Below are 26,265 nucleotides of genomic sequence, written 5' to 3' on the forward strand. Positions count from 1 at the left end.
GAATATGAAATGTAAGAAAAAAGTCGGATAATTAACATATCCGACTTTATATATTATTTAAAAACTATTATTAGTCTCTACCTCCAAACACTTGAAGTGCCCAATACAATAATGAAGCAAGAGCTCCAATTGCTGCAACTAAGTACGTTCTGGCTGCCCATTTTAAAGCATCTTCTGAACCATTATATTCTTCAGGAGTTACCATGTTTTTAGCTTTTAACCAAGCCAACGCTCTGTTACTTGCATCATATTCCACTGGTAATGTGATAAAACTAAACAAGGTCGCAAATCCCATAAAGACTAATCCTGAAACAGCTACCCAATAGCCCATACCTACTCCAGCAGCAGCACCAAGAATTAAACCTCCAATGACTAACCATTGTGACATTCCTGATGTTACACTTACAATTGGGACCAAAGCTGAACGCATGCCTAAAGCGCTATATGCTTGTGCATGTTGAACTGCATGACCAACCTCATGTGCAGCAACGGCTGCAGCAGCTGCATTTCTTTGATTGTAAACAGCTTCACTAAGGTTTACTGTTTTATTTTTCGGGTTATAATGATCTGTCAACTGACCTGACACTGAAATCACCTCAACATCACCTATGCCATTATCTGCTAACATTTTCTCGGCAATTTCTCGTCCGCTCATGCCATTACGTAATTGCACTTTAGAATATTGAGCAAACTTTCGTTTTAATTTGCTACTCACTAACCAACTCACTAAAGCTATCGCTCCAATTAGCACGTAGTATCCCATCATTCCATTCATACTTTTTTTATATTAAAATTATACCTTAAAGATAACAAAAAGTGCGCCAATTTTGATCTAGGAAATTTTGTCAGTTTTTATATGGTATCGATAGACCAATTAAAAGCTTCTGCAATCTCTCTGAAAACAATTTTACCATTTACAATATTCAGACCTTTTGCTAAAGTTTCATCTTGTTTGCATGCGTTTTCCCAGCCAAGATTAGCCAGTTTCAACACATAAGGTAAGGTGACATTTGTGAGAGCTAAAGTTGACGTATAAGGAACTGCACCAGGCATATTCGCAACACAATAGTGCACAACATCATTAATAATATAAGTTGGGTCTTCATGAGTCGTTGCTTTGGTGGTTTCTATACAGCCTCCTTGGTCTACTGCAACATCAACAACTACAGTTCCTGGCCGCATATCTTTTAACATATCACGTGTGATCAGCTTTGGTGCTTTGGCGCCTTTTATCAATACACCTCCAATAATTAAATCGTGATCTTTAATACGTTTTCTAATATTGTATTCGCTGGAAAATTCTGTAACGACATGGTTTGGCATCACATCATTTACATATCGCAATTGCTTCATATTGATATCCATTATAGTCACATGAGCTCCTAAACCAGCTGCCATTTTAGCCGCTTGAATTCCAACAATACCAGCACCTAAAACCAATACTCTTCCAGGAGGCACACCAGGTACACCACCGAGTAAAACACCTCTTCCTTTGATTGGTTTTTCTAGATATTTAGCACCTTGCTGTATGGCCATTCGTCCTGCCACTTCAGACATTGGAGTTAATAATGGCAAAGAACCATCTTTATCTTCAACAGTTTCATAGGCAATACAAACGGACTTGCTTTTAAGCATCTGTTTCGTTAGCACTTTGCTCGATGCGAAATGAAAATAGGTAAAAATGATATGCTTTGATGTAATTAAAGGATATTCGTCTTCTATTGGTTCTTTTACTTTGACAATCATATCACATGATGCATAAACTTCTTGAATTGTATCTAAAACTATAGCTCCAACATTTGTATAATCTTGATCGAAAAATCCGCTACCAAAACCGGCATTTTTTTGTACAAATACAGTGTGGTTGTTTTTAACTAATTCGAAAACACCTGAAGGAGTCATTCCTACACGATTTTCATTGTTTTTAATTTCTTTAGGAACTCCTATAATCATAAGTAGAAAAATTTTATGGTTGCTGAAAGAAAAATACGATGAATATTTTATCGGAACTTACTGAAATTTGAGTTCTTAATAATTTTTATGAAATTCTCAAATATGAACCCTCAAAATATGAAGTATTCAATTTTTTAAAAAAATGATGCCATGAAAGTACAAGAAATCATTCTAAAGTAGTAGCAACTTTCAAAACTTTGTCATCTTCAAAGACAATAAGCAATTGTTCACGTTTTGATTCGAAAAAACTAGGCGGATTCCCTAATCTGTAAAGAAAGAAATCCTTTTCTGTAGATGCTACGGAGTTAGGTTCTCCCAAAAGCATTATAACTTCATCTTTAGTTTTATCCTTAAGCATTTGCGATTCAATAATATCGTCGACCATTTGATAACGCCTTGTTGGTTCACTTCTCCATTGGTGTTTATCAAATCGCTCTTCAAACACGTAAATTAAAGACGTTGTAATTACAAAAGCTGCAAATAAAAATAAGCCAATCTTATCATTTCTTTTGAGCTTATATATATTCATATCTTATCCTACAATATTTACAATCTTACCCGGTACAATAATCACTTTTTTAGGCGTACGACCTTCTAATTGCGCTATGGTTTTTTCGTGAGCCATAACCGCTTTTTCGATCTCATCTTTTGTCATATCTAATGGCAATTCTAAAGTAAAACGCATTTTACCATTAAATGATATTGGATAATTCTTGCTGCTCTCAACTAAATGACTTGCATCAAATGTTGGAAAAGGTGTTGTAGAAATAGACGTTTCATTACCAAGTCTATTCCAGAGTTCTTCTGCAATATGAGGTGCATAAGGTGAAATCAAAGCTAATAAAGGTTCAAGAATTGCTTTACTTGTACATTTTTGAGCGGTTAATTCATTTACTGCAATCATAAAAGTAGATACAGACGTATTAAACGAGAAGTTCTCGATATCGTCTTCCACTTTCTTGATGGTTTTATGAAGTGTTTTTAAATTGTCTTTTGTTGGTTCTGAATCATCGACTTTTAAACCATTATCGTCAATATATAATTTCCATAGTTTTTTAAGGAAGCCATGAACACCAGTAATACCAGCAGTATTCCATGGTTTAGCTTGTTCTAATGGACCCAAAAACATTTCATACAAACGTAAGCTGTCTGCGCCATATTGCTCGCAAATGGCATCTGGATTGACGACGTTGTATTTGGACTTGGACATTTTTTCTACGTCTCGACCTACTTTGTAAACGCCATCTTCTAAGATGAATTCTGCATCTTTAAATTCTACTCTCCAGTTTTTGAAAGCTTCAATATCCAGTTCCTCTGAGGCATTTACAAATGACACGTCTGAATGTATAGGTTGTACCCGTTTGCCTTCAATTAATCCTTTTGACAAAAATCTATTGGTACCTTCTTCTCTATAAACAAAAGCACTCGTCCCAAGGATCATTCCTTGGTTAATTAACTTTTTAAAAGGTTCTTCAACATTTACAAAACCTCTGTCTTTCATGAACTTCACCCAAAAACGTGAGTACAGTAAATGTCCAGTGGCATGTTCGCTTCCACCTATATATAAATCGACATTTTCCCAATAGTTCAACGCATCTTCAGTAGCAAAAGCTTCATCTCTGTCGGCAAGGTCTTCCATATACCTGAAGAAATACCATGAGCTTCCTGCCCATCCTGGCATGGTGTTTAGTTCAAGAGGATAGATTCCGTTGTCTAAGGACGTCTCGACTGCGCTCGACGTGACAGAACCAGATTCTTCGCTGTGCTCTGAATGACAAAGGTCGTTTGAAACTACTTTATTATTTTTTGTATCCCAAGACCAATGTGTTGCACGACCTAAAGGTGGTTCACCTTCTTCTGTTGGCAAGTACTTTTCAACTTCTGGCAACACGATTGGTAAATGTTCTTGTGCTATCATTTGTGGCATTCCATTTACATAATACACAGGAAATGGTTCGCCCCAATATCGTTGTCTGCTAAACACAGCATCACGCAATCTGTAATTCGTTTTTCCTTCGCCTTGTTTAAGTTTTTCTAATTCGTAAATAGCAGTTTTAGTTGCTTTCTTATAATTTAATCCGTTAAGGAAATCACTATTCGCAATCTTTACATTCTCTTTAGATGCAAATGCTTCTTCTGAAATATCGACACCTTCAAAAATATTAGGAATAGGAATATTAAAATGTTTTGCAAAATCATAATCACGTTGATCACCACAAGGAACTGACATTACTGCTCCTGTTCCGTAGCCTGCTAAAACATAATCACCAATCCAAATTGGAATGGGTTCTTTTGAAAATGGGTGTTCAGCATACGCTCCAGTAAATGCTCCTGAAATGGTTTTTACATCAGCCATACGGTCACGTTCACTTCGCTTTGCCGTCGCTTGTATATAAGCTTCTACTTCTGCTTTTTGAGCTTCCGTAGTTATTTTTGACACCAATTCGTGTTCTGGAGCTAAGGTCATAAATGACACACCATAAATGGTATCAGGTCTTGTTGTGAAGACTTCTATTTTATGAGACGTCTCGACTGCGCTCGACGTGACAGCAGGAATCACATTGAAAGTTACAGATGCTCCAACCGATTTTCCAATCCAGTTGCGCTGACTTTCCTTAAGAGAATCCGTCCAATCTATAGTATCTAATCCTTGAAGTAAGCGTTCAGCATAAGCCGAAATACGCATACTCCATTGCGTCATTTTCTTTCTAATTACAGGATGACTTCCTCGCTCAGATAAGCCATTCACGATTTCATCATTGGCTAAAACGGTTCCTAGTGCTGGACACCAGTTCACTTCCGTTTCTGCTAAATAGGTCAATCTATATTTTAATAAGATGCGTTGTTGCTCTTCGGAAGAATAACTAGTCCAATCTTCAGCAGTAAATGATTCAACATCATCATCACAAGCTGCATTAATTTGTGTATTCCCTTCAGCTTCAAACACAGCAATTAATTCTGAAATTGGTCTTGCCATATTTGAATCTGTGCAGTAATACGATTCGAATAACTGTATGAAAATCCACTGTGTCCATTTGTAATATTCTGGATTACTAGTGCGTACCTCTCTACTCCAATCGAATGAAAATCCAATTTGATCCAATTGACGACGATAGGTTTTAATATTCGTTTCGGTAGTAATTGCAGGATGCTGACCAGTTTGAATGGCATATTGTTCTGCAGGCAAACCAAAACTATCGTAACCTTGAGGATGCAATACATTAAATCCTTTATGACGTTTGTAACGCGCATAAATATCACTAGCAATATAACCTAACGGATGGCCAACGTGTAAGCCTGCTCCACTAGGATAAGGAAACATATCTAATACATAATATTTAGGCTTAGCACTGTTATTTTCAGCTTTAAATGTTTGGTTGTCTGCCCAATATTTTTGCCATTTGGCTTCTATCTCGTTAAAATGATAACTCATTGTTGTTCTGCAAATTTAGACCGCAAATTTAAAGGTATTACAACACATTTAAAAGTTTAAGCGTTGTAAACATTATACAAAGAGATTTCTTTTATATTTTTACACCATCAACGCCTTAGAATATGAGTTCATCTTTTGACAGATATCAAAAAAGAAAATTAATTACGTCTTACTTTTCAGTCGTAATAAGTATTGCATTAGTCTTGTTTTTGTTAGGCTGTTTGGGCTTACTCGTTTTGAATGCTAAAAAAGTAGCTGACCATTTTAGAGAGCAAGTTGTAGTGACTATCTATTTGAATGATTCGGCAAAACAAGTTGAAGTTGATCAATTAGAGAATACCTTAGCCATGGCTGAATACACTAAATCGACCGAATATGTTTCAAAAGAGCAAGCTGCCGAATTGATGAAAGCTGAAACTGGTGAAGATTTTATGGATTTTGTAGGTTATAATCCCTTACAAAACTCCATTGATGTCTATTTGAAAGCAGATTATGTGACGAATGAGACACTAGATGGTATTTCGGAAGAATTAGCTAATAAAAAATTTATTGAAGATATCACTTACGACAATGATCTTGTAGAATTGATGAATAATAACGTCAAGAAAATCACATTTTGGGTGTTATTGCTCAGTGCTATATTTACATTAATTGCGGTTTTATTGATTAACAGTTCTATTAGATTAGCTGTTTATTCTAAACGTTTTATTATAAAAACCATGCAAATGGTTGGTGCGACGAAAACATTTATTAGACGTCCCTTTGTTTTTAAAAGTGTACAATTAGGAGTAATTGGAGCTGTTGTTGCATTAATAGGAATGGGAATTGTATTGTATTATCTCGATCTAACCTTTCCTGAATTAGAGCTGCTACAGAAACCTGTTTTGGTAGCTGCTTTATTTATTAGCATCTTTTTATTGGGTGTTTTGATTACATGGATAAGTACGTTTATTGCAACACAGCGTTTCTTAAATCTGAAAACAGATCAGTTATACTATTAATATTTAATTAAGAATTTGCTCTAAAATTTCTTTTATATTTACACCATTATTTAATCATGGGAGAACAAAAACGCAAAGAGACCACTAAAAACGAATTCATATTCGGAAAGAAAAACTATAAGTTCATGCTTATCGGTTTAGGCTTTATAGCCCTAGGTTTTATCTTAATGTCTGGTGGTGGAAGCGATGATCCTAATGTTTTTGACCCTTCTATCTTTAGTTGGAGACGAATTCGACTTGCTCCTGCTATGGTGTTGATTGGCTTCGGAATTCAAGTGTATGCTATTCTGTTGAATCCGAATAAAGATTCAAAATCTTAATTATAAATTTACCTTCTTTTTAGCTTTTCATGTCTCTATTTTGATATTTTTGCCACATGGATATCATTGATTCAATTATTTTAGGCATTATTCAAGGATTAACAGAGTTCTTACCTGTATCATCCAGTGGTCACTTAGAATTAGGTAAAGCCATTCTTGGAGATGAATCCATTCCGAAAGAAAGTTTATTATTTACTGTTGTTTTACATTTTGCGACTGCTTTAAGTACCATCGTGGTCTTCAGAAAAGATATTTGGTCTTTATTGAAAGGTATTTTAAAATTCCAATGGAATGACGATTTGCAATTTGCATCTAAAATTGCAGTATCCATGTTACCAGCTGCTTTAATTGGATATACTTATGAAGCTGAATTAGCTGAATTATTTGGCGGAAGCATCAAACTTGTGGGCTTCATGCTAATCTTAACCGCTTTACTCCTATACTTAGCAGACAAAGCCAAAGACACCAAAAAAAATATCTCATTTAAAAATGCCATAGTAATTGGTTTTGCACAAGCTATTGCCATGTTACCAGGTATTTCTCGATCAGGAGCCACCATCTCGACATCTGTTTTACTAGGAAATGATAAAACTAAAGCAGCTCGTTTTTCTTTTTTGATGGTTGTCCCTCTAATCTTTGGAAAAATAGCTAAAGACATTATAGGTGGTGAACTCACTTATGACAGTTCAAACTTTACATCTTTAAGCATCGGATTTATTGCTGCTTTTGTATCAGGATTATTTGCCTGCACATGGATGATTAGCATCGTAAAGAAAAGTAAATTGATCTACTTCTCTATTTACTGTGTGATTGTTGGTTTAATCGCGATTGGAATCGCTTCAATCTAAACATATGCTTACTGCTGAAGATTATCAAGCTGGACAAGTTTTACTTATTGACAAACCACTAACCTGGACCTCATTTCAAGCCGTTAATAAGTTGCGCTGGGAGATTAGACAGGCTTTCAATATAAAAAAAATAAAAGTTGGCCATGCAGGAACTCTTGATCCTTTAGCTACGGGATTATTGATTATTTGTACTGGAAAAATGACCAAACAAATCAATACATTTCAAGGTCAAGACAAAGAATATACTGGAACCCTTGTTCTCGGAAGCACAACACCTTCATTTGATTTAGAAACAGAAATCGATCAAACATTTCCAACAGATCACATCAATAATGATCTTATCTATGAAGCGACATCCCAATTTATTGGAAATATTGAACAATTTCCTCCTGTGTTTTCTGCGTTAAAAAAAGATGGCAAACGTTTATACGAATTTGCTAGAGCTGGAGAAGACGTGGACATCAAATCACGAACAGTCAGTATTTCAGAATTCGAAATCACAACTATTGACGGTAACCTCATCAATTTTAGAGTGGTTTGCAGTAAAGGCACATACATTAGATCGTTGGCTCACGATTTTGGGAAAGCACTAAATTCGGGTGCTCATCTTTCGGTATTAAGGCGCACAAAAATTGGTGAATATCACGTTAATGATGCCATGTCACCAGAAGATTTTATTGCAAAACTATCCTGAATTTTTAGTTACACTAGAATTGTATTTCAACTTCTTTTAATCTAAATTACTTATCTTAACGTATATCATATAGCAACCAAAACTAAAAATTAACCTATTTGAAAATCTTAGATAAACATAAAGCCTTGCTGATTACATTCTTAATTTCTGGAACTGTAGTCCTGGCTATGTTTAGTCTTCAGATTAAAAAAGCTGGAGAATTTATTTCTGAAAGTTACTACGAAATAGAACCTCAAACTATTGAAGAACTAAAAGCTTTGGAAGAAGAACTTAAGGCTGCTGAAGCTGCAAAATCGACAACCAACGAAGCCTTTAATGAAGATCAAGAGTTTAAGGACATGATGAAGAATTTCAAATCGATGGCATCCAACGACATTGAAAAAGCAACTGAGAAACACGAGGAAATTTCAGAAGAAACCTCAGAAACTCCAGATGATGTAATAACTTTTAATTCTGATTATAACAGTTCAAAAGCCTATGCGGTAAATGAAAAAGAGCGTCAATCCTTTAATAAAGCAAATGATATTTTAGCAATGCACTCTTCAAAAAAAAGCGATAAGAATAGTACCTCTAATAAAAGCAGCAGTGTCACATTTTCGTTAAGAAATAGAGATAAGGTAAGATTAGATCCTCCAATATATTTGTGTGAAACCACAGGAAAAATTGTGGTCAATATCACAGTTAACTCCAATGGTTTAGTTACAGATACGTATATCAATACATCTTCATCTTCAAACAATCAATGTTTAATTGATCACGCATTAGAGTATGCAAACAAAGCCATCTTTTCTTCTGATGCAAACTCAAAAAGTCAGATAGGATCTATTACGTATTATTTTAAAGGAAAAGGTTAAAGATCGAGTAAGGTCATAATATCATCAATGATATTTTGACCTTTATTTTTATTGTACCAACCTTGTAAGTCTTCTTTAAATTCAGGTGTTAATGTTCCATGTTTAGCCTTATAATCATTTACCAATTGCGTCGCTTCACTTGGTCTTGGCCCAAATGTATTTAGAACATCACCAGTAGTGTTGTCAATCATGATTAATTTCGCAATTGCGCGTCCACCATTAGTTAAAAACTGATCCATTAAAGCTTCATTATCATCTCTTAAAACCAATTTCAAATTGATGTTATCTGTAAGTTCTGCAATTTTATTTAGAACTGGAATTACATGAGCTGCATCACCACACCAACTTTCTGTAATGACAAGCCAAGTCACGTTTCTATTGAATCTTGAAACTTTGTCTTTAATCGCTTCTGAAATTTTAATGGTCTTATCCCATCGCTTCATTCGTCGGTCATTTAGCATTGTATAATTTACTAATGCTTCCGTTTTATCATTTCCTGTAGTTGAACCTTGTTCAACTAAATCACGGACTAATGTGCGATAATCTTGGTATGAAATTCCTTTGTGTAAGCTTTCGCTAAGGATGTCTTTTACTGCTATATGTTCCAATGTTGTCATAAATTTTAAGTTGCAATTTAGTTTAAACTCACCCAATGAAAAATGACTAAAATCATATAATCAAAAGTCTTCATTGGATCGTCAAGAATTAAGACGAAAAATCATTTAAATACTTACTACATAAAGTTCTAAATTTTAACTAAATATATATATTTGCATGAAATATTTATTTTTAAAACATATCATGAAAAAACTACAAAGCATCCTATTAATTACACTTTTAAGTGTAACGACCGTTTTCAACTCTTGTTCATCATCTGATGACTCAACGACACAAGATAGCACTACTACTGTAGCAGAAGACCAACAAAACATTGAAGCTTCAATGACTCAGCTACTAAGCTGTTTACAAACATTTGAAGATGGTGCTTTTTCTACTGAGTTACAAGACTTTTTTAATATTGCAAATGGCGAAATCTATAGTGATTATGCTGATTTGCTTTTAGATAGATTAGATGTTTTTAATATTGAGTTTGAGAATTTTTCATTTAGCTCTCACGTAGGAATCTATGCATGGAATGCTACTTCACAAAATTGGGATTTCACTAATAGCGCTGATAATACTATGGTGTTTTTGTTTCCACATGATGAAAATAGTGCATCAAATAATGTAGAATTAGCCATTACATCTTATGCATCTCAAATGGTAACTTTTGATGGCGAAAATTCTGAATTACCGACGGCTTTTACTGGCTACATTAAAAAGAACAATATAGAACTTTTTAATATCTCATTATCTAATGTTGTGTATGAGGTTAATTCTAATTTTTCTTTTCCTTCAAACATTGATTTAAGTGTGACAACAGCTCCATTTACACACACTATTAATTTAAGTAGAAACACATCAACAGAGTTTGATTTTACTTACGGATTACAAAACAATGGTTCATGTGTAACTAGTATCATGTCAACTATTGTTTTAAACACTTCAGATTACGCAAACATTGCAGGTGCTGAAGATTTTTCACATGCATTTGGTACAGTTTTACACCAAAACTTCGAAGTTAGATATAGTGTTGAAATAGACAATTTAGCTGTAATTGATGGTGATATAACTGTTAGTCAAATTAATCAATTTGTTAATGCAGATGCCTACTACAACAATGCTAAGGTTGGTGATTTAGTTTACAATGAAGAAGCTGATGGTAGTGCTTTTGTAACTATTATTTACCAAGACGGAACTAGTGACAATGTTACACGATATGTTGGTGACGATTTTGTAAACCAACTAGAAACGATTTTCTCGGCATTTATTAACTAAATGAAACACCTCATCGTATTACTTTCAGTATTGTTTACATCTTTTGGGTTTTCTCAAGATGTAAACGATACTGATTTTTTTTTTCCAAGACAACATAAACACCAAATAGGGATTGGTGCTTCAGAATTTGTAAAAGTCGTTTTTAATTCTGATGAAAGTGCTTATACTATTGATTACCGTTACAAATTAAACACAGACTATTCCTTAAGATTTGGTGTAAGCTATTTTAGCGATAATGATGAAAATGCTTCAACAGAAGCTGGAATAAAAGTTGGAATCGATAAAAATATAAAGTTGTTAAAAAAATGGGAGTTTTATTATGGTGTGGACATTCTCACTAGATATGAAAAATTCCGAAGCTCCAATAGGGAAGCTTACAAAATTGGAGCTGGTCCAATTCTTGGTATCGCCTATTATATTAGTCCGAACTTTTCCCTGTCTATTGAACCGCTTTTCTTAATTCAATACAATTTATTTGTTGATAATGATACTTTTGGAGATAAAACAAACGAAAGCTTTAAAGTTGGTTTTAGAAAAGTAGGACTTGTTAACCTTAATTTTCATTTTTAGTCTAGATTTTCTATCTTATAACTTCTTGAAATACATATTATGACCAAACATAAATGCGGTTGGTGCCTTGGCAGTGATTTATATGAAGCTTATCATGATGAAGAATGGGGTGTTCCTGTTTTTGATGATGATACCTTATTCGAGTTTTTAATTTTGGAAACGTTTCAGGCTGGTTTAAGTTGGATTACTGTTTTAAAAAAACGAGACAACTTCAGAACTGCTTTTGATAATTTCGACTATAAAAAAATCGCAACCTACAATCAAAAAAAGATAGATGCTTTATTACAAAATGAAGGTATCATCAGAAATAAATTGAAAGTAAACGCAACCATTACAAATGCACAAGCGTTTATGAGCATTCAAAAAGAGTTTGGCTCGTTTTCAAAATACATTTGGGATTTTGTTGATGGCAAACCCATAAAAAACAGTCTCAAGAATTACAAAGATGCACCAGCAAACACACCATTAAGTGATGCTATAAGTAAAGATTTAAAAAAACGAGGTTTTAAATTTGTAGGTTCAACAGTTGTGTATGCGCATATGCAAGCAACTGGAATGGTTAATGATCACGAAGTCAATTGTTTTAGATATAATGACGTTTAATCTAAGTACTTCAAAAATTCATCTCTAGACATATCTTCTGCTCCCAAACTATCAAGGTGATTTGTGTACACTTGGCAATCTATTAGCTTATAATTTGTGTTTTGAACAAACGAAATAAATCCAACTTTGCTGGCATTACTTACTTTGCTAAACATACTTTCACCGCAAAACACTCCATTATTTAAATCTATCCCATACAAGCCTCCAACTAATTCGTTTTTTAACCAAACTTCAACAGATTTTGCAACACCTAACTCGTGAAGTTTAATGTAATCATTTTTTAAATCATTGGTAATCCAAGTACCTTGTTGACCATCCCTTTTTATGTTTGAACAGTTACTTATAACAGCTTCAAAATCTTTGTTTATTGTAATTTCAAAATCTGAATTTCTTAAGACTTGCCTCATACTTTTTGATACTTTTAATTGCTCAGGGAACAACACAAAACGAGGATCAGGAGACCACCACAAAATTGGATCAGTATCATCAAACCACGGAAAAATTCCGCTTTTATAGGCCAATATTAACCGCTCAGTAGATAGATCACCTCCAAATGCTAAAAGACCTTCATCTGTAGCTTTGGAAACATCTGGAAATGTTATGTCTTTGGTGAGTAATATCATATTTGTATGCGTAAAAAATCAATAAAAAACCTCAATGCTAAAAAAACATTGAGGCCTAATTTATAAGGTTCCTGCCTTCGCAGAAAAAAGGTTCCTTAGAAAGGAAGATCGTCGTGATCTTCTTCGTTTAAGTTTGTTGCTGGCTCAAATGCTTCAGCTGGAGCAACAGGTGGCATATTTTCGTCGGTAGCTGCAAGATTTTCAATTCTCCAACCTTGAACCGAATTAAAATATTTAGTCTCTCCTTGTGGATTAACCCATTCTCGTCCTCTTAAGTTGATATTTACTTTTACGCCTTGACCAACTTGATAGCTATTTAATAAATCTGTTTTGTCTTGAACAAATTCAATTAAAATATGTTGTGGATATTGTTCCTCAGTAGTAACTACCAATTCTCTTTTTCTAAAACCGTTGCTACCAAAAGTTTGCGTTTCGCCAATCATTTTTACTTTTCCTTGTACTTCCATTCTCGTAATACTTATAATTAATTTATGTTATTATTTTTATGATAATAATAGCTTCCAAGCGCTATTAACATCGCCATAGCTTAGATAATTTCTAGCTATTTTATGTTTTTGTCTATGAGACATTTCTCTAATATTTGGATAACGTTCACTTACATTATCTATAAATGCTTCCACTTCTTTTTTTGTTGGTAATACTTCTACATTACCTAACATTCCTAAATCATTTCCTGTTAAAATCATACTGTTTTTAACTTCACTTGGCATGGCATCAACTCCAATACCCAATGTTGATAAAGGCTTTGGAATTTCAAAAAAGCCGCTTTTTGCTCTATTGTAATAGTTGCCTCCAGCTCTCGCAACTAAATCTAGTTTTTCTTGAATTATAATTTGTTTATCGTCCATTACTGAATCATCAATATGAAATTTCAAAACTTCACATATAATGAGATTACCAGCTCCTCCTTCTGTTCCTAGTTCAATAATTTCATTGACCTTACATTCAAACTGAACAGGAGATTCTGCAACTCTATAGGGTTTGACCACTTCAGATTCTAACATTGTCAAACCTGATTTATCAAACTCATTAACACCTTTTGCGTATTCTGTACTACTCAAAGACATTTGCTGAACAATGTCATAATTAACAACATTAATAACAACCTCCTTAGTGTCTTGAGCATTTTCTAGAGTATGCTTTATTGTATTATTTCTAACACGACGAGCAGGTGAAAAAATGAGTATTGGTGGATTGGCACTAAACACATTAAAAAAACTAAAAGGAGACAAATTAGGATTACCGTCTGAATCTATTGTACTAGCAAAAGCTATTGGCCTTGGTGCTACTGCACTTAACAAATACCCATGTAATTTTGCTGTTGAAATACTTTTAGGATCAAAAGATGCCATCTAAACTTTTCGTTTTACCTATTAAAAAAGCAAATGTAACCATAATGCTAAAGTTATGAAAGTGATTTGCATAGCCTTAGAACAATATTATTAACATAAATCCATTATATTTAAAATTCAAAAATTATACTTGATGGCTCAAACCATGAACAGAAACTTAACACGATGGGTTGTCATTGTGGCTTCCTTTATTATTATTTCACTTATTCTTTGGAATACTTACGTGTTTTTTCAACATTTTAAAGATGAAGAACGTGCAAAAATGAAAATTTGGTCTTCTGCGCAAACCGAGTTTCTAGAATCTGAAAACAATCCGAACTTAGATTTAATGTTGCAAATTCTTAATAGCAACACTTCTACTCCAATTCTGGTTATGATTAATGATACACAAACTGTTGGAGTAATAAATAATATCGATGAATCTAAAACTAAAGATTCAATAGCTGTAAATAAGCTTATTACAAAATTTAAAAATGAGAACAAGCCTATTGAAGTCTTTTTTGAAGGTGAAGTCTATTCAACAATTTACTACGGTAACTCTCCTCTACTTAATAAACTAAAGTATTATCCGTTAGCACTTTTGCTTATTATTTTTCTATTTGCTGCTTTAGCGTATTTCTTTTATAAAAGCTCTAGAACAGCCGATCAAAATAAATTATGGACAGGAATGGCAAAGGAAACTGCACATCAAATTGGAACGCCATTATCTTCACTCGTTGGTTGGACAGAAATATTGCGTTCTGAGCAAGTCAATCCTGATTATTTAGTAGAAATAGAAAAAGACATTACACGGTTGCAAACCATCACTGATCGTTTTAGTAAAATTGGTTCGGTTCCAAAACTTGAAAAATTAGATATCGTCAAAGAAACCTTAGACTCGTATGAGTATTTAAAAGCGCGATCATCAAAATTAATTGACTTTGAAATCACTGCTCCTAATGACGTAATGTTTGTCAATCTTAATCAACAATTGTACAGTTGGACGATTGAAAATTTAGTTAAGAATGCCATTGATGCTATGAAAGGAAAAGGGCAACTAAAATTGGCCATTACAAATGATGGAAAATTTGTAAAGATTCAAGTTAAAGATACAGGTAAGGGAATCTCAAAACAAAAATATAATACCATTTTTCAACCTGGTTACACTAGTAAAAAACGAGGTTGGGGTTTAGGTCTTTCTTTAGCAAAACGAATTATAGAAGATTACCATAATGGAAAAATAAAAGTGCTTAACTCTGAAATTGGTAAAGGAACTACGATGCAAATTTCATTAAAACTATTGTCTTAACTTTAAGATATGAAAACGCAACAATATTTCACTTTAAAGGAAGTTCAGCTCAATAATAATTGTCCTGAATGCTATTCTAAGGATGGACTAGAGCTAACATTTAAGCAGAAGTTTGTTGAAAACTTATTCTATAAAGCTATTACAGAAGATACGGTTCATGAAATGCATTGTAAAACCTGCAACACTGATATTTTCCCGGTGCGTTGGACACATGACATTGAACAAGTTGTCGATTATCAAAAACGAGCTGTAACACCTAAATCAAAATCTTTAAAACTCAAACTAGCAGGTTGGGTTTTTATAAGTGTTGACTTACTCCTTTTAATTATCGTAATGCTGTTTGTAACTGGAGTTTTATCCTTTTAATTATAACTGAGAAGCGATGCTATTTGCAATAGTTTGTAGCTCGTCATTATCAAATTTCACTTTATTAATAAATCGAGCATCCTCCATGGTGTTAAGTGGAATTAAATGCACATGTGCATGCGGCACTTCTAAGCCAATAACAGTCATTCCAACTCGTTTGCAGGGCACAGCTTTTTCAATGGCAATAGCAACTTTTCTAGAAAATTCTAAAAGACCATGATACGATGACTCTTCTAAATCGAAGAGTTTATCAACTTCTTTTTTAGGAATACAAAGCGTATGACCTTTGGCATTCGGATTGATATCTAAAAACGCTAAGTAATCTTCAGTTTCTGCAACTTTATAACATGGTATTTCGCCTGTTATGATTTTCGTGAAGACAGATGCCATTGTTTGATTTATTTAGGAGTGTATGTAAATATAAAAAGATTCCTCTTTTGAAGGAACCTTTTTGCAATATATTAATGAGATTCCTGCATGTGCAGGAATTGATTATCTAGAAATTTCTAATATGTCAAATTTCATAACACCATTTGGTACTTGAACTTCTGCAACTTCACCAACAGATTTTCCCAGTAAACCTTTTCCAATAGGTGAATTTACAGAGATTTTACCTGAGGCCAAATCTGCTTCACCGTCAGCAACCAATGTATAGGTCAATTCCATGCCATTTGTTTGATTTTTTATCTTCACTTTAGATAACACCAATGCTTTAGATGTATCCATTTGAGATTCATCAATAACACGTGCTCCAGCTAAAGTGTCTTCAAGTTTAGAAATTTTCATTTCTAACATGCCTTGTGCTTCTTTTGCTGCATCATACTCTGCATTTTCACTTAAATCTCCTTTGTCTCTTGCTTCTCCAATTGCTCGAGACGCATTAGGTCTCTCAATATCCTTTAAATGCTTAAGCTCGTCTCTTAACTTTTTTAATCCTTCAGGAGTATAATAAGATACTTTACTCATAATTCATTCGTTTATTAATAAAAAAGATGCTGAAATCACAGATTCATGAATACCTTGATTTATAATAGATATTTATGAATAAACTAGTTCAGCACAAAAAAATCCCGTTCACACGAGATTTGTTATACAAAGATACAAAATATTTATTTCAACCTTTAAAATATTGTAAATTGCCTCCAAAATTTAATGCACCAATGAAGAAACTTGTATTCATTTTATCGCTCTTACTTTTAACAACTTGTAAAAAGGATGATGGCGGCAATATAAATAATTGTAATTTTTTACCCAGTATAGGTGTGAATAGAACCATTAGTTTGAACCTACCTCAGTATAGTCAATTACAATTTACTACAAATTCTGTCTACATCCCAAATGAAGGAGTGGCTGGAATTTATGTGATTAATGTTGGTGGAAACTTTAGAGCTTTTGATGCTGCTGATCCAAATCACGTGACAGACACTTGTTCTTTTATGAGTGCTAATGGCGTTCTGGTAACCTGTGGTTGTGCCGATGAAAACCAATACAATTTATTAACTGGTTTTTCTGAAGGTGGCCAATTAGCTTGTGCCTTACAGGAGTATCGAGTAACTGCCAATGGATCGGAATTAACTATTTCCAATTAACTCAAAAGAACTAAAGTCATAACAAATTAAAACTTTAGGGTTGCTCCTAATAAAAAATTGGTAGTGGCTTGTGGGTAAAACCCATTGCCTTCTACCGTAGTTATTGTTCCTGGATTTGTAAAATCGTCATCATAGGTGAAATAATAACCATTAGACACATACTTTTCATTAAGAATATTATTAATCAATCCTGTAAAAATCACGGCATCAAAAATTGATTTTGGCTCAATGGTATATGAGATATTAAAATCATTGACAAAGAAGCTGTCTAGTTTTGACAAGTCCGCCTCAGTATTACTCATGAATTGTTCTCCTACAAATTTGCTCAACAATGACATCTGTAAGTTTTTAATGGGTTGATAAACAATAGCATTGGCTGCAATAAGCTCTGGTGAAAACGCAATATTTGTTTTTCCTAAACTCACTAATTCACCATCAAAAGGAATAATTGTTTGTTTATTTTTATTTGAACTCAATGTCACATTAGGTTGTAAAGTTAATTTTGATGACACAGGAATTACAGCTTCTAATTCTAGTCCCAAACGATAGCTTTCTCCACTATTAGTTCTAATTGGATTACCAACACCATCTATATTTCCAGTAAGCACCAATTGTTCATTATAAAGCATAAAATAAGTATTTGCATTAAAACTAAAATTGCCTTTTTTATGTCGCCATCCCAACTCGAAGTCATTAAGTTGTTCTGGTTTTATATCTGCGTTATTTTCAAAGTCATCACGACTCGGTTCTCTATTCGCTCGAGCATAAGAAAAATACAAATCATTGGTTGAATTTAACTCATACGTGATTCCGGCCTTCGGATTGAAAAATGTAAAGTTTTCATCAACTCTAAAATTAGTCAAATTAGAAGCTATTCCAGAAGTTGCATAATTCACATTTCTCACTTGTAAATCACCATAAAGTTTTATGTTTTCGTTCAACCTAAAATTAGCTTTGGCAAAGACTGATAAATCATTTTTCTTGCCATTACCTTCATAATAACGATCTCTAATATCACTTTGACTAGCAAATTCTGCCCAAATAACTTCCCCAAAATGATCACCATCATAATGACTGAAGGACGTTCCAAAAATCATATCTAAATTATTGTGCTTATAATTTGCGCTAGCATTAAACACGTAAAAATCATTTTCTAACCAACGACGACGAATAAGGTCTGTTGTGTTTACAAGTTCTCCGTTTACGGATAACTCTTCAAAACCGTAGGTTGAAAAATCATCATCCTCTCTAAACTGTTCAAAAAACCCACGACCATACGTATAATTCAATCCAACTGCAGTGGACCATCGATTACTAACACGTTGACTCCAATGTAATTGATAATGATCTTGTTTATAGTCATCAACTTCACGATCATAAAACTGAGTGCTTCCATCATCATCAGTATAAATTCCTGCAGAATTAAACGTTCTGTCCTCTTTAAGTGTTTGTGCATCAATACCATTCCATGCCTGATATGTTACTTCATTTCCACCAAAAGTGATAGCTTTTATAAGTGTATTGTCATCAATATATGAACCTTGCAAAAAGTAAGATTTCAAATCTGTCGAAGCTCTGTCAATATAACCATTTGAAGCAATATTAGATAAACGACCAGCAATTTCGAAGTGTTCATTTAATAGACCTGTACTAAATTTTAGGGTATGTTTTCTAGACTTAAAACTTCCGAAGGAATTAGAAATCTCTCCATTTGCTTCTTTTGAAACAGCATCTGTAAGCACATTGATACTTGCGCCAAAAGCGCCAGAACCATTAGTAGAAGTTCCGACACCTCTTTGCAGTTGTAAACTTTCTACAGAAGATGCAAAATCACCTAAGTTTACCCAAAACGTACCTAACGATTCTGCATCATTATAAGGAATACCATTAATGGTAATATTAGTAGATTGAGAGCTTATTCCTCGAACACGAATTCCAGTATAACCAATTCCTCCACCAGCATCTGAAGTGGTTACAACAGAAGGCAAAAAGTTTAATAATAAGGGAATATCTTGTCCTAAATTACGTTTAGCAAGCTGCTTTTTAGTAACATTAGAATGCGTGATTGGCGATTTGGCATCAACGCGAACAGCCTTAACTAAAACTTCATCAAGTGTTTCAACTTTAGTAGAATCTTGTTCTTTTTCTTGTGAAAAGACACCATACGATAATGCAAAAAGACATAAAAATGTAAGTGCGTTTTTAGTTTTTGTACCTTTTAGAATAGTAAAATTCATGCGATTAAATAAAAATAATCGAATAAAAAGAGGTTATTATTCTTTGTTAAAAATTAATTTTTTGAGCATTGAACTTGTACAATATTGACATGATGTTTTATGTTTTGAATCCTTACATGTCTATTTTAAACATATTTAAATTCAGAAGTACAAACAAACATTGATAACCTAATTGCACTCGCTAAAAATGTCAACTGGACACTTTCTTTACGCTCGCTTCCTAAACAGCATTACCTGTTCTAGGTTCAATGGGTATGATCTCAGCCGATAATAGGCACCCCTTTTTTGAGAACGTTGCAAAGGTAAAATAGATTTATCGAATGGGCATCAATAATCTTTAGTTTTTTAATTAATCAATTTGAGGTGGTTTACGATTGGTCTTCTTCTCAGCATTTTTTCGCTTGTTTGCTAATCGCTTTTTTTTAACCGCTTTCGGTGTTTTTGTTGGAATTCGTTCTTTATCTTCAATTAAATTACTAGTGATTAATTCTAAAAACCGACCTATAACAATGGCTTTGTTTTTATGCTGACTTCTACTCTCTCCACATTGTAAAATCAATACAAAAGCTTTAGTTAATCTTGTTTCTAAATTAATTTTGAGAAGGTCCTTTTGCTCTTCAGATAAGACTTCAGAAGATTCTAAATCAAAGGTCAGTTCAACTTTTGATGCTGTTTTATTGACATGTTGTCCTCCAGCGCCAGAACTTCGAATAGCTTTAAAAGTTAATTCATTTAATAAGGCCTGTTCATTAAACATTAGATTTGATTTGATGAGGCGCTTTTAATAAATCATTAACCGTTTTTACAGGATTGAAAGTGATTAACGGAACTTCTACAAAAACTGTATTCCAGTTTGCCATACTACCATTCCAAAGTCCAGGCAATTCAAGCGCCTTTAAGTCTTTGCCTGTTTTAGTTTTCATGGTAATAAAAGCAGCTTTAGCATCAATAAACTTTTTAAGATCAAACTTATCACCCTTATAATTTTTAATTCCGCAAACTAAATCTACTGGATTAAAGTGTGTCGCATTCTTTAAAATTAGTTTTTGAACTTTACTTTTTTTATTAATCTGGGCAGATTCTACGATTTGAAGTGATATGTTTCCACTTTCATCTTTAATCCAAAATGGTCCACCACCAGGTTCTCCCTCATTTTTAACCATTCCGCAAACACGAATAGGTCGATTTAGTTTTTCAGTTAAATATTCTATTTGATAAATTCGAGAATATTTTTCAAACTCCGAACTAATCTTTACATTCATTGAATTGACTAAAAACTCACCAATTTCTATGAGTTGTTCCTCAGAAACAATGCCGTCCTCTAAAACCTCTAGATATTTAAATACTTGTTCTTGTATCTTTAATAAAATACCTGCCAATACTTTTTTATACTTTACAACTTCATTCTTGTATTTATAGGTAACAACATTGTCAATATTTTTAATAAAAATAATATCCGCATTTAAATCATTTAAATTTTCGATCAAAGCACCATGACCTGAAGGTCTAAAATGCAAGGAACCATCATCTTCTCTAAACGGTTTGTTTTTTGGTGTTACAGCGATGGTATCTGTAGATTCTTTTTGATAGGAAAAAGAAATATCAAATTTAGAACCTGTTATTTCTTCTACTTTTTGTTCAATTCTTGAAAACTCTTCATCAAACTTATGATTGTGTTTTTCTGAGATGGTAAAATGAAGCTTTGTCGATTCGTTATTAGATGAATACAAAGCAGATTCGTATAAATGTTCTTCAAAAGCCGTAGAAACAACTTGCTTTTTATATTTATGAAAAGGCATTAGACCTTTTGGAGAATTGCCATAATCTAGTTTACCAGTATCTAACATCATCTTCACGAAATTTAAACGCTGTTCGTTTATTGACAATGAATCAAAATTAGGATAGGTTTTATTCAGTTTTTCTTGAACAATGTGATAAAACGGGAACTTTTCTAGACCAATAAAAAAAAGGGATAAGTCATTATTTTTATATCGATTAATATAGGAATTGATACTGCCTTTTTCCAGATCATATTCCTCTAAAAAACTATATAAAAACTTAAACATTCTGGTTGCAGCTCCAGATGCCGGAACGAATTTTAATATGGAAACACTATCTTTTTTAGATTCAAAATAAGACATGAATTCCTGCATATCATCCTCTGACAGACTTAATATACCATCATTTATTGTAGCTTCTGCAACTAAATTTGCAAAAGGAATTCCATTTTCAAAAAGCTCAATTTGCTGTTCTACTTTTCTTAAAGTAAGTCCTTTACGTTTTATTTGTTGTTTATCTTTTTCTGAAAACATCAATTTACTTTGTTTAAAAGTTCATGTATTTGGGTGATGCAAATGTTAAGTCGTTCTTCAAAACTTCCTTTAACAATACAATATTTTTTTTTAGAATCTACTAGTGCTTGTTCAAAGGCAGTAAACATTTTTAACCTTGAATTAGGCTGATCACGAATTCCATCTGCTTCCCAAGGACTGTCAATATAAGTCAAAAAATATAAATCATAAGTGTTTTCTAGAGCATATTTTTCAACTATATCTGGGCAAAATCCATTATAATAAAACTCAGAATAGACTTTAGTTTCCAGCAAATCGGTATCACAAATTAAAAGTCTATTTGCATTTTTGAGTTGTTCATTTTCCGAATTCATTTGTCCGATAGCAATTGGTAACACATCACCTTTTGTTAGCTTTAAATTCTGTTCTGCCTTAGTTTCAGCATAGGTACGAGAAAATTCCTTTACATAAACTGTATCAAAATATGCAGCCAATTCTTTAGCTAGAGATGATTTTCCAGTAGATTCTGGACCATATAAAACTACTTTTATACAGTTTGAGTTTCCATCTGAGATTTGTTTAAGCTTTTCTTCCATGCTAAATAGCCTTGTATTGCTAAAATGGTAAATATTAAATACTGCAAAGATAACATTCCCCAACCTCTATACGCATAAAGTGGTACAGTGATAATATCTGCAAAAATCCAAAGTGTCCAGTTTTCTAACTTTTTATTTGCCATAAACCACATGGCAGTAAAAAATATTCCTGATGTAAAAATATCAATATAATTAGAAGAATCAATGACTGTTCCGTAGCCTTTATAAATCAAGTACGTTACGAGCATTGTTAGTAGAAACATTCCAAATCCAATCAACTTTTCTTTTGTGTTTGTTCTAGAAATCGGCACAACATATTTATTATTCTTTTTTCTTGACCAATTCCACCATCCATAAATACTCATAACTGAATAATAGAAATTCATCATCATATCTCCCATGAGTTCATCATGAAGAAAAATATAAACGGTAATTATCGTTGCCACCAATCCTGTTGGATATACTAAAATGTTTTCTCTTGTTGCGAAAATGACACTTGCAATACCAAAGAAAAAAGCTATCGCTTCAAGAACAATGAGATGAGTCGCTCTATTTTGATAAATTTCGAAAAGAAACTCAAAAATGTGGTTCATAGTCGTAACGATCAGATTTTACAATTTTAATATGAAGCAATCCTCTTTCTATTAGTTGAAACACCTCTTTTATTTCAATAGTTAACAATGCCATTACCTCATCGTAGTTACCATAAATTTGGGTACTCAAAGGATTTTCGAGGACTTTTAAATTTGATGACCGCAGCTTTTTTATAAAATGAATTATTGCTGGTTCATAATCATCTTGCAAGGGCGTTAAAGTTAATTCAACTGATATGTTCATGGTTTTTGAGATTCTAGAGAATAGATAAAAGAAAATAGACAAGACTCGCATCTTAATTTTCTAACCTTTTATTCTTTTCTCTATATTCTATTTTTTATTTCTTTAATTCATCAAAGAAAGCATCATCTTCTTCAAAAGCTGTCCCAATAACGACTAGATCTGCTCCAGAATTGTACGCGTCCTTTAATTGCTTTTTAGTTCTAATTCCACCTCCAACAATTAATGGAATACTTAGTTCCTGCTTTACAGAATTGATAATTTCTAAGGGTACAGGATGTAAAGCACCACTGCCAGCTTCGAGATATATTAATTGCATTCCTAGAAGTTCTCCTGCTTTTGCTGTGTCTACAATTTGTTGCACATTTTGTCTTGATAGTGGTGTTGTTTTAGTCACTTTTTCTACAGACGTTTGTTTACCATTTTCTATCAAAATATAGCCCGTTGGAATAACTTCCAAGCTAGACTTTCGCAACTTGGAGACCGCTGTAATGTGTTTACTAATAAGGTAATCTGGGTTAGTTCCAGAAATCAAGGATAAAAACAACAATGCATTAGCATCATTTGTGATTTGAGTTACATCACCTGGGAATAAAACAATAGGCAAATTGGTGTGCCTTTTAATTTCAACAACTAAAGCTTTCGTGTCATTATCATTAACCGTACTTCCACCAACAAAAATATGTGTTGCTATGGATTGATTTAGTTTTTGCATGAATTCAGATATCACCTTAGGCTTAATTTTATCAGGATCCATCAAAACTGCCAAAAGCTGTTCGCCTTTAGAAATTGAACTTCGTATATTTTTTTGAACTGCTTTCATTTAGGTGGTTACATAAGCACACGTAAATCCTTCAAATTCTAAGAAATGTGTATTGAATCTGTATTTTTTGTTTTGGTAATCTATCCATGCTACTGTTTCTGTGTCCTCTATCATAAACGGAATAACTAAAAAATGTTCTCTAAACAACATTCCTGGCGTTGCAAACAATTTGTATAAGGATTCTTTAATTCCCCAAATCACTGTAAGTTTTTTGATGTAATCATTGTCATTTTTAGATAAGTAATAAAACTCATAATCCACAAATTTTTTTGCAATAATGGTTATTTTATCACGCTGTTTTTCAATGTCAATTCCAACGTCATTATCACTTATTATTACTCCAGAAAATGTAAACGAATGTGTTATAGAAATGTGTTTTCCATCTTTTAAATGTGGCTTCCCATGGTTGTCATAAAATAAATCTTGATCTGTATAACCAAAATCTCGAAGTAGATGACGCACACTCAAAAAACCACGTTGATGAAGCTCACTTTTCATTCCTAAAACACGTTCTAAACTGTTAGGTTTTAAGTCTAAGGGTTTTAATAACTCTTCATAAGACTCTGTAATCTTCCAGATTTTAACAGTAGTTTGTGAGTTTACATCAATAGTTTTATAAAGTGGCATTTAATTATCTGAAACTTAATGGTTATCTTTGCATCGCCTAAGGCGAATTTGGTAATTTTTAATATAGCGAATTTAGTTATTTAAGCCATAAACCCAAAGGCTATGCAATTTTAAAACAAGAAAAAGATATGAGTACAAAAACTGTTGCTTACGTACCGAATAAGGTAAAAGACATGTCGCTTGCGGCTTGGGGAAGAAAAGAAATTAAATTGGCCGAAGCAGAAATGCCAGGATTAATGAGTTTACGTGAAGAGTATAAAAATTCACAACCGTTAAAAGGTGCTCGTATTGCTGGATGCTTGCATATGACCATTCAAACGGCTGTTTTAATTGAAACATTACAAGCTTTAGGTGCAGAAGTAACTTGGAGTTCATGTAATATTTTCTCTACTCAAGATCAAGCTGCTGCTGCTATTGCTGATGCAGGAACTGCTGTTTATGCATGGAAAGACATGACAGAAGAAGAATTTGATTGGTGTATTGAACAAACCTTGTTCTTTGGTGAAGACAGAAAACCTCTAAATATGATTTTAGATGATGGAGGAGATTTAACCAATATGGTGTTAGATAAATATCCTGAATTAGCTTCTGGAATTAATGGTTTATCTGAAGAAACTACAACTGGTGTTCACCGTTTATACGAACGTGTAAAAAACGGTACTTTACCTATGCCAGCGATCAATGTGAATGATTCGGTGACTAAATCTAAATTTGATAACAAATACGGTTGTAAAGAATCTGCTGTAGATGCTATTCGTCGTGCAACAGATACAATGTTAGCAGGAAAACGTGTAACTGTTTGTGGTTATGGTGATGTTGGTAAAGGAACTGCTGCTTCTTTTAAAGGTGCTGGTAGTATAGTTACGGTAACTGAAATTGATCCAATTTGTGCTTTACAAGCTGCCATGGATGGTTTTGAAGTCAAAAAACTAGAAACAGTAATTGGAAACACTGATATTGTTATTACCACTACTGGAAATAAAGATATAGTTCAAGCACGTCATTTTGAAGCATTAAAAGACAAAGCAATCGTTTGTAATATTGGTCACTTTGATAACGAAATTGATATGGCTTGGTTAAATAAAAATCATGGACATACCAAAGATACTATTAAGCCACAAGTTGATAAATATAATGTTAACGGAAACGATGTTATCATTTTAGCTGAAGGTCGTTTAGTAAACTTAGGTTGTGCTACAGGACATCCAAGTTTTGTAATGAGTAATTCATTTACAAATCAAACTTTAGCACAAATCGAATTGTGGAATAACAAGGAAGCTTATGGAAATGATGTATATATGTTACCAAAGGCTTTAGATGAAAAAGTAGCAAAATTACACTTGGCAAAAATCGGAGTTGAGCTTACTGAGCTTCGCGAAGAACAAGCTAGTTATATTGGTGTTCAAGTTGAAGGTCCTTACAAACCTGAGCATTATCGTTACTAGATCATTAGATTTTTAGAGC

The 26,265-nt window shown here is 33.3% G+C and carries 30 protein-coding genes; 12 read left to right on the forward strand and 18 right to left on the reverse strand.

What is annotated here, in order from left to right:
• Positions 1–70 precede the first annotated feature (70 nt).
• The 4 genes from VOI25_RS01605 to VOI25_RS01620 form a co-directional block, all read right to left on the reverse strand.
• Positions 71–766 (reverse strand): zinc metallopeptidase, encoded by a 696-nt coding sequence (locus VOI25_RS01605; protein WP_323787141.1) that lies wholly within the window; start codon positions 764–766, stop codon positions 71–73.
• Positions 767–852: 86 nt separating this feature from the next.
• The gene (ald, locus tag VOI25_RS01610; RefSeq protein WP_323787142.1) at positions 853–1,953 is read right to left on the reverse strand and encodes an alanine dehydrogenase; all 1,101 of its coding nucleotides are present in this window, start codon (positions 1,951–1,953) and stop codon (positions 853–855) included.
• 166 nt (positions 1,954–2,119) lie between these two features.
• Positions 2,120–2,482 carry a hypothetical protein gene (locus VOI25_RS01615; protein WP_323787143.1) on the reverse strand — a complete coding sequence of 121 codons (363 nt, stop codon included), beginning with the start codon at positions 2,480–2,482 and terminating at the stop codon, positions 2,120–2,122.
• A 3-nt stretch (positions 2,483–2,485) separates the two neighbouring features.
• Positions 2,486–5,386, reverse strand: coding sequence for a leucine--tRNA ligase (locus VOI25_RS01620; protein ID WP_323787144.1), 2,901 nt, complete (start codon positions 5,384–5,386; stop codon positions 2,486–2,488).
• A gap of 122 nt (positions 5,387–5,508) precedes the next feature.
• Between VOI25_RS01620 and VOI25_RS01625 the strand changes: the two genes are divergently transcribed.
• The 5 genes from VOI25_RS01625 (at position 5,509) to VOI25_RS01645 (ending at position 9,103) form a co-directional block, all read left to right on the forward strand.
• Positions 5,509–6,387 carry a cell division protein FtsX gene (locus tag VOI25_RS01625; RefSeq protein ID WP_323787146.1) on the forward strand — a complete coding sequence of 293 codons (879 nt, stop codon included), beginning with the start codon at positions 5,509–5,511 and terminating at the stop codon, positions 6,385–6,387.
• 56 nt (positions 6,388–6,443) lie between these two features.
• Positions 6,444–6,707: a DUF3098 domain-containing protein gene (locus VOI25_RS01630; protein ID WP_323787147.1), complete on the forward strand. Its 264-nt coding sequence runs from the start codon at positions 6,444–6,446 to the stop codon at positions 6,705–6,707.
• A 56-nt stretch (positions 6,708–6,763) separates the two neighbouring features.
• Entirely contained in the window at positions 6,764–7,555 is a 792-nt protein-coding gene (locus VOI25_RS01635) for an undecaprenyl-diphosphate phosphatase (RefSeq protein WP_323787148.1), read from the forward strand.
• A gap of 4 nt (positions 7,556–7,559) precedes the next feature.
• Positions 7,560–8,249, forward strand: coding sequence for a tRNA pseudouridine(55) synthase TruB (gene truB, locus VOI25_RS01640; protein WP_323787149.1), 690 nt, complete (start codon positions 7,560–7,562; stop codon positions 8,247–8,249).
• A gap of 98 nt (positions 8,250–8,347) precedes the next feature.
• On the forward strand, positions 8,348–9,103 hold the full coding sequence (locus VOI25_RS01645) for a hypothetical protein (RefSeq protein WP_323787150.1): 756 nt from the start codon (positions 8,348–8,350) through the stop codon (positions 9,101–9,103).
• Here VOI25_RS01645 and VOI25_RS01650 read toward each other — a convergent pair.
• On the reverse strand, positions 9,100–9,720 hold the full coding sequence (locus VOI25_RS01650; protein ID WP_323787151.1) for a thioredoxin family protein: 621 nt from the start codon (positions 9,718–9,720) through the stop codon (positions 9,100–9,102). The two genes, VOI25_RS01645 and VOI25_RS01650, sit on opposite strands and share 4 nt — an antisense overlap.
• 184 nt (positions 9,721–9,904) lie before the next feature.
• On the opposite strand from VOI25_RS01650, the gene VOI25_RS01655 reads away from it, so the two are divergent.
• The 3 genes from VOI25_RS01655 to VOI25_RS01665 are packed head-to-tail and all read left to right on the forward strand — an operon-like array spanning position 9,905 to position 12,154.
• Complete coding sequence (locus VOI25_RS01655; protein WP_323787153.1) at positions 9,905–10,981, forward strand: hypothetical protein; 1,077 nt, start codon at positions 9,905–9,907, stop codon at positions 10,979–10,981.
• A complete protein-coding gene (locus VOI25_RS01660) occupies positions 10,982–11,551 on the forward strand; it encodes a hypothetical protein (protein ID WP_323787154.1) in 570 nt (189 codons plus the stop codon).
• Between the two features lie 39 nt (positions 11,552–11,590).
• On the forward strand, positions 11,591–12,154 hold the full coding sequence (locus VOI25_RS01665) for a DNA-3-methyladenine glycosylase I (RefSeq protein WP_323787155.1): 564 nt from the start codon (positions 11,591–11,593) through the stop codon (positions 12,152–12,154).
• Here VOI25_RS01665 and aat read toward each other — a convergent pair.
• From aat to VOI25_RS01680, 3 genes are all read right to left on the reverse strand, one after another.
• Positions 12,151–12,777 carry a leucyl/phenylalanyl-tRNA--protein transferase gene (gene aat, locus VOI25_RS01670; RefSeq protein WP_323787157.1) on the reverse strand — a complete coding sequence of 209 codons (627 nt, stop codon included), beginning with the start codon at positions 12,775–12,777 and terminating at the stop codon, positions 12,151–12,153. The two genes, VOI25_RS01665 and aat, sit on opposite strands and share 4 nt — an antisense overlap.
• Before the next feature lie 95 nt (positions 12,778–12,872).
• Positions 12,873–13,244, reverse strand: coding sequence for a DUF3127 domain-containing protein (locus VOI25_RS01675; protein ID WP_323787159.1), 372 nt, complete (start codon positions 13,242–13,244; stop codon positions 12,873–12,875).
• A 36-nt stretch (positions 13,245–13,280) separates the two neighbouring features.
• A complete protein-coding gene (locus VOI25_RS01680; RefSeq protein ID WP_323787160.1) occupies positions 13,281–14,150 on the reverse strand; it encodes a flavin reductase family protein in 870 nt (289 codons plus the stop codon).
• 145 nt (positions 14,151–14,295) lie between these two features.
• On the opposite strand from VOI25_RS01680, the gene VOI25_RS01685 reads away from it, so the two are divergent.
• Positions 14,296–15,438: a HAMP domain-containing sensor histidine kinase gene (locus VOI25_RS01685; protein WP_323787161.1), complete on the forward strand. Its 1,143-nt coding sequence runs from the start codon at positions 14,296–14,298 to the stop codon at positions 15,436–15,438.
• 9 nt (positions 15,439–15,447) lie between these two features.
• Positions 15,448–15,804, forward strand: a complete 357-nt coding sequence (locus VOI25_RS01690) for a hypothetical protein (RefSeq protein WP_323787162.1) — start codon at positions 15,448–15,450, stop codon at positions 15,802–15,804.
• On the opposite strand, the gene VOI25_RS01695 is transcribed toward VOI25_RS01690, so the two are convergent.
• A complete protein-coding gene (locus tag VOI25_RS01695) occupies positions 15,805–16,194 on the reverse strand; it encodes an HIT family protein (RefSeq protein WP_323787163.1) in 390 nt (129 codons plus the stop codon).
• Between the two features lie 102 nt (positions 16,195–16,296).
• On the reverse strand, positions 16,297–16,770 hold the full coding sequence (gene greA / locus VOI25_RS01700; RefSeq protein ID WP_323787164.1) for a transcription elongation factor GreA: 474 nt from the start codon (positions 16,768–16,770) through the stop codon (positions 16,297–16,299).
• 74 nt (positions 16,771–16,844) lie between these two features.
• Here greA and VOI25_RS01705 point away from each other — a divergent pair, with 74 nt between their 5' ends.
• Positions 16,845–17,393, forward strand: coding sequence for a hypothetical protein (locus VOI25_RS01705; protein WP_323787165.1), 549 nt, complete (start codon positions 16,845–16,847; stop codon positions 17,391–17,393).
• 26 nt (positions 17,394–17,419) lie between these two features.
• On the opposite strand, the gene VOI25_RS01710 is transcribed toward VOI25_RS01705, so the two are convergent.
• The 8 genes from VOI25_RS01710 to VOI25_RS01745 all read right to left on the reverse strand — a co-directional run bounded on the left by VOI25_RS01710 (position 17,420) and on the right by VOI25_RS01745 (position 24,801).
• Positions 17,420–19,630 carry a TonB-dependent receptor gene (locus VOI25_RS01710; protein ID WP_323787166.1) on the reverse strand — a complete coding sequence of 737 codons (2,211 nt, stop codon included), beginning with the start codon at positions 19,628–19,630 and terminating at the stop codon, positions 17,420–17,422.
• A gap of 349 nt (positions 19,631–19,979) precedes the next feature.
• Positions 19,980–20,387 carry an alternative ribosome rescue aminoacyl-tRNA hydrolase ArfB gene (gene arfB, locus VOI25_RS01715; RefSeq protein WP_323787167.1) on the reverse strand — a complete coding sequence of 136 codons (408 nt, stop codon included), beginning with the start codon at positions 20,385–20,387 and terminating at the stop codon, positions 19,980–19,982.
• Complete coding sequence (locus VOI25_RS01720) at positions 20,380–21,942, reverse strand: DUF4301 family protein (RefSeq protein ID WP_323787168.1); 1,563 nt, start codon at positions 21,940–21,942, stop codon at positions 20,380–20,382. The genes arfB and VOI25_RS01720 overlap by 8 nt, the downstream gene beginning before the upstream one ends.
• Positions 21,942–22,517, reverse strand: a complete 576-nt coding sequence (locus tag VOI25_RS01725) for an ATP-binding protein (RefSeq protein ID WP_323787169.1) — start codon at positions 22,515–22,517, stop codon at positions 21,942–21,944. Before VOI25_RS01725 ends, VOI25_RS01720 begins: the two co-directional genes overlap by 1 nt.
• A complete protein-coding gene (gene pnuC / locus VOI25_RS01730) occupies positions 22,469–23,110 on the reverse strand; it encodes a nicotinamide riboside transporter PnuC (RefSeq protein ID WP_323787170.1) in 642 nt (213 codons plus the stop codon). Before pnuC ends, VOI25_RS01725 begins: the two co-directional genes overlap by 49 nt.
• Positions 23,094–23,354, reverse strand: a complete 261-nt coding sequence (locus VOI25_RS01735; RefSeq protein ID WP_323787171.1) for a thiamine-binding protein — start codon at positions 23,352–23,354, stop codon at positions 23,094–23,096. Before VOI25_RS01735 ends, pnuC begins: the two co-directional genes overlap by 17 nt.
• Positions 23,355–23,448: 94 nt before the next feature.
• Positions 23,449–24,174 (reverse strand): geranylgeranylglyceryl/heptaprenylglyceryl phosphate synthase, encoded by a 726-nt coding sequence (locus VOI25_RS01740; RefSeq protein ID WP_323787173.1) that lies wholly within the window; start codon positions 24,172–24,174, stop codon positions 23,449–23,451.
• Positions 24,175–24,801 carry a 4'-phosphopantetheinyl transferase family protein gene (locus VOI25_RS01745; RefSeq protein ID WP_323787174.1) on the reverse strand — a complete coding sequence of 209 codons (627 nt, stop codon included), beginning with the start codon at positions 24,799–24,801 and terminating at the stop codon, positions 24,175–24,177.
• A gap of 128 nt (positions 24,802–24,929) precedes the next feature.
• On the opposite strand from VOI25_RS01745, the gene ahcY reads away from it, so the two are divergent.
• The gene (gene ahcY / locus VOI25_RS01750) at positions 24,930–26,246 is read left to right on the forward strand and encodes an adenosylhomocysteinase (protein WP_323787176.1); all 1,317 of its coding nucleotides are present in this window, start codon (positions 24,930–24,932) and stop codon (positions 26,244–26,246) included.
• Positions 26,247–26,265 lie beyond the last annotated feature (19 nt).

Origin of the sequence: Psychroserpens sp., from assembly GCF_034670085.1 — a bacterium.
In the GTDB taxonomy this organism is placed as follows: domain Bacteria; phylum Bacteroidota; class Bacteroidia; order Flavobacteriales; family Flavobacteriaceae; genus Psychroserpens.

Excerpts from the sequence above, each read along its gene's own strand:
- ahcY (WP_323787176.1), top strand. The coding sequence starts at position 24,930 with ATGAGTACAAAAACTGTTGCTTACGTACCGAATAAGGTAAAAGACATG.
- VOI25_RS01725 (WP_323787169.1), bottom strand. The coding sequence starts at position 22,517 with ATGGAAGAAAAGCTTAAACAAATCTCAGATGGAAACTCAAACTGTATA.
- VOI25_RS01695 (WP_323787163.1), bottom strand. The coding sequence starts at position 16,194 with ATGGCATCTGTCTTCACGAAAATCATAACAGGCGAAATACCATGTTAT.
- VOI25_RS01710 (WP_323787166.1), bottom strand. The coding sequence starts at position 19,630 with ATGAATTTTACTATTCTAAAAGGTACAAAAACTAAAAACGCACTTACA.
- VOI25_RS01740 (WP_323787173.1), bottom strand. The coding sequence starts at position 24,174 with ATGAAAGCAGTTCAAAAAAATATACGAAGTTCAATTTCTAAAGGCGAA.
- VOI25_RS01720 (WP_323787168.1), bottom strand. The coding sequence starts at position 21,942 with ATGTTTTCAGAAAAAGATAAACAACAAATAAAACGTAAAGGACTTACT.
- ald (WP_323787142.1), bottom strand. The coding sequence starts at position 1,953 with ATGATTATAGGAGTTCCTAAAGAAATTAAAAACAATGAAAATCGTGTA.
- VOI25_RS01635 (WP_323787148.1), top strand. The coding sequence starts at position 6,764 with ATGGATATCATTGATTCAATTATTTTAGGCATTATTCAAGGATTAACA.
- pnuC (WP_323787170.1), bottom strand. The coding sequence starts at position 23,110 with ATGAACCACATTTTTGAGTTTCTTTTCGAAATTTATCAAAATAGAGCG.
- VOI25_RS01655 (WP_323787153.1), top strand. The coding sequence starts at position 9,905 with ATGAAAAAACTACAAAGCATCCTATTAATTACACTTTTAAGTGTAACG.
- VOI25_RS01745 (WP_323787174.1), bottom strand. The coding sequence starts at position 24,801 with ATGCCACTTTATAAAACTATTGATGTAAACTCACAAACTACTGTTAAA.
- VOI25_RS01705 (WP_323787165.1), top strand. The coding sequence starts at position 16,845 with ATGAATAAACTAGTTCAGCACAAAAAAATCCCGTTCACACGAGATTTG.
- VOI25_RS01620 (WP_323787144.1), bottom strand. The coding sequence starts at position 5,386 with ATGAGTTATCATTTTAACGAGATAGAAGCCAAATGGCAAAAATATTGG.
- VOI25_RS01665 (WP_323787155.1), top strand. The coding sequence starts at position 11,591 with ATGACCAAACATAAATGCGGTTGGTGCCTTGGCAGTGATTTATATGAA.
- VOI25_RS01735 (WP_323787171.1), bottom strand. The coding sequence starts at position 23,354 with ATGAACATATCAGTTGAATTAACTTTAACGCCCTTGCAAGATGATTAT.
- VOI25_RS01685 (WP_323787161.1), top strand. The coding sequence starts at position 14,296 with ATGAACAGAAACTTAACACGATGGGTTGTCATTGTGGCTTCCTTTATT.
- VOI25_RS01605 (WP_323787141.1), bottom strand. The coding sequence starts at position 766 with ATGATGGGATACTACGTGCTAATTGGAGCGATAGCTTTAGTGAGTTGG.
- aat (WP_323787157.1), bottom strand. The coding sequence starts at position 12,777 with ATGATATTACTCACCAAAGACATAACATTTCCAGATGTTTCCAAAGCT.
- VOI25_RS01675 (WP_323787159.1), bottom strand. The coding sequence starts at position 13,244 with ATGGAAGTACAAGGAAAAGTAAAAATGATTGGCGAAACGCAAACTTTT.
- truB (WP_323787149.1), top strand. The coding sequence starts at position 7,560 with ATGCTTACTGCTGAAGATTATCAAGCTGGACAAGTTTTACTTATTGAC.
- VOI25_RS01625 (WP_323787146.1), top strand. The coding sequence starts at position 5,509 with ATGAGTTCATCTTTTGACAGATATCAAAAAAGAAAATTAATTACGTCT.
- VOI25_RS01615 (WP_323787143.1), bottom strand. The coding sequence starts at position 2,482 with ATGAATATATATAAGCTCAAAAGAAATGATAAGATTGGCTTATTTTTA.
- VOI25_RS01690 (WP_323787162.1), top strand. The coding sequence starts at position 15,448 with ATGAAAACGCAACAATATTTCACTTTAAAGGAAGTTCAGCTCAATAAT.
- VOI25_RS01680 (WP_323787160.1), bottom strand. The coding sequence starts at position 14,150 with ATGGCATCTTTTGATCCTAAAAGTATTTCAACAGCAAAATTACATGGG.
- arfB (WP_323787167.1), bottom strand. The coding sequence starts at position 20,387 with ATGTTTAATGAACAGGCCTTATTAAATGAATTAACTTTTAAAGCTATT.
- VOI25_RS01630 (WP_323787147.1), top strand. The coding sequence starts at position 6,444 with ATGGGAGAACAAAAACGCAAAGAGACCACTAAAAACGAATTCATATTC.
- VOI25_RS01660 (WP_323787154.1), top strand. The coding sequence starts at position 10,982 with ATGAAACACCTCATCGTATTACTTTCAGTATTGTTTACATCTTTTGGG.
- VOI25_RS01650 (WP_323787151.1), bottom strand. The coding sequence starts at position 9,720 with ATGACAACATTGGAACATATAGCAGTAAAAGACATCCTTAGCGAAAGC.
- greA (WP_323787164.1), bottom strand. The coding sequence starts at position 16,770 with ATGAGTAAAGTATCTTATTATACTCCTGAAGGATTAAAAAAGTTAAGA.